This window comes from Streptomyces sp. DH37, from assembly GCF_029813835.1.
In the GTDB taxonomy this organism is placed as follows: Bacteria; Actinomycetota; Actinomycetes; order Streptomycetales; family Streptomycetaceae; genus Streptomyces.
In genome coordinates this window covers 1-1,993 of the sequence record NZ_JARVKV010000142.1, presented here as the reverse complement: position 1 = coordinate 1,993, position 1,993 = coordinate 1, and the positions used below count along the sequence as shown (strand labels likewise).

Sequence of the window (1,993 nt, the reverse complement as noted above, 5' to 3'; positions counted from 1 at the left end):
CCCCGCCGCGGCGGGGCGCACGCCGGCGCTCAGACCAGTTCCAGCACCAGCTTGCCGATGTTCTCGCCCCGGAAGAGCATCTGCAGCGTCTCGGGGAAGTCGTCGACGGTGCCCCTCACCACGTGCTCCTTGACCTTGACGCGGCCCTCGCCGATCCAGCCGGCGATCTCCCGCGCGGCCTGCCCGTAGCGCTTGGCGTAGTCGAAGACCACGAAGCCCTCCATCCGGGCGCGGCGGACGAGCAGCGACAGGTAGTTCGACGGGCCCTTGACCGGGGTGGTGTTGTTGTACTGACTGATCGCGCCGCAGACCACCACGCGGGCGTGCATCGCCAGCCGGGTGAGCGCCGCGTCGAGGACGTCCCCTCCGACGTTGTCGAAGTAGACGTCGATGCCGTCCGGGGCGTGTTCGCGCAGCGCCTTCCTGACGTCCTCGGCCCGGTAGTCGATCGCCGCGTCGAAGCCCAGCTCGTCGGTGAGCACGGCGCACTTCTCCGGCCCGCCGGCGATGCCCACGACCCGGCAGCCCTTCGCCTTGGCGATCTGGCCGGCGATGCTCCCGACCGCGCCGGCGGCCCCGGAGACCACCACGGTCTCGCCCTCCTCCAGCGCTCCGACGTCCAGCAGGCCGAAGTACGCCGTCATGCCGGGCATGCCCAGCGCGCCCAGGTACGTCGAGGGCGGGGCGAGCGAGGTGTCGACCTTCAACACGCCCCTGCCGTCGGACACGACGTGCTCCTGGACGCCGAACGTGCCCACCACGTGGTCGCCGGGCCGGAAGTCGGGGTGGTCGGAGGCGGTGACCTCGACGACCGATCCCGCGCGCATCACCTCGCCGATGCCGACCGGCGGCAGGTAGGAGGGACGGTCGTCGAGCCACCCCCGCATGGCGGGGTCCAGGGAGATGACGCGGGTGCGGCCAGCGAAGCAGCCCGGCCCCGGTTCCTCGACGGGCACCGAGCGGTGCTCCCAGTTCCCGGGCCCGACCTCTCCGACGGGACGGGCTGCCAGGCGGATCTGACGGTTGGTCGCGGGCATGGGACCTCCTGCTCGGTCGGGACTCCCTGCACCGTACCGACCAGTAGGTACGAGGTCGATGTGATCTGCGGCACTTCCGCGGCCGGGGGCGTACGGCCCGGCGCGGCACCACCCGCCGACCGCCCGCCGGCCGCCCGTCAGCCGTCGGGCAGCCGGCCGACGAAGCGGCGTCTGATCAGCCGCCGCTCGGCCGCCGTGGTCCCGCCCCACACCCCCTCGGCCTCGCCGTTCCTGACGGCCCAGTCCCTGCACTCCGGCATGACGGGGCAGCTCCGGCAGACGGCGCGGGCGCGGGCCGTCTGCTGCTCCGCCAGGCCTCCGCCGCCGATCGGGAAGAACAGTTCGGGATCCTCGCCGCGGCACGCCGCGGACTCGCGCCAGCCCATGTCAGCGGCGCGATCGCGGGGAACGGCAGGGGCGGGGACCGGCCCGGTGCGCGCCGGGCGCACCGGGCGCACCGGGCGCACCGGTGCGCGGCGAATCCGCGCCGGAGGGGTCGGAGAAGCTGGGGAAGGGGAAGTCGAGGACACTCACCGGAACCTCCGAAGGCTCGGGGCGGCCCGTCGGCCGGGCAGCCCTGACACTCCCGCGGCGCGTCGGCGCGCCGCGGAGCCCGGCAGAGGTATTGATGTCCAAATATAAACGAATGTTCCGGTAAGGGACGTGCGCCGGCGGTCTCCCGCCGGGCGGTGCAGGGCGGCCGGGCCGGGCGACGACCGCGTGGTGCGGGCGCGTCCGCACCGGGCCGGTCCTCACCCCACCCGCCGGGTCCACCGCCGCCGCGCCTCGCCGACCGCCTCGACGGCGAAGGGGACCGGCAGCCCCGGCGGGGGGAGGACCTCACCCACCGTCCCGGGCGCGATGCGGCCGCCCCGCCCGCGCCCGGAGCGGATGCGCGGCGCCCGGGCGGGCCACGGCGCGCGGGGCGCGCGGGGCGCTCCCGCACCTCCCCGGCC

General features: G+C 75.2%; 2 protein-coding genes and 1 pseudogene. All 3 read right to left on the bottom strand.

The genetic code is table 11. From position 1 onward, the window contains the following. Window positions 1-29: 29 nt before the first annotated feature. Window positions 30-1,037, bottom strand: a complete 1,008-nt coding sequence (locus tag QC029_RS30360; RefSeq protein ID WP_279559064.1) for an NADP-dependent oxidoreductase — start codon at window positions 1,035-1,037, stop codon at window positions 30-32. Between the two features lie 137 nt (window positions 1,038-1,174). Then, complete coding sequence (locus QC029_RS30355) at window positions 1,175-1,423, bottom strand: WhiB family transcriptional regulator (RefSeq protein ID WP_279559063.1); 249 nt, start codon at window positions 1,421-1,423, stop codon at window positions 1,175-1,177. Window positions 1,424-1,789: 366 nt separating this feature from the next. After that, a pseudogene (locus tag QC029_RS30350) lies at window positions 1,790-1,993 on the bottom strand (SRPBCC family protein); the annotation flags it as partial.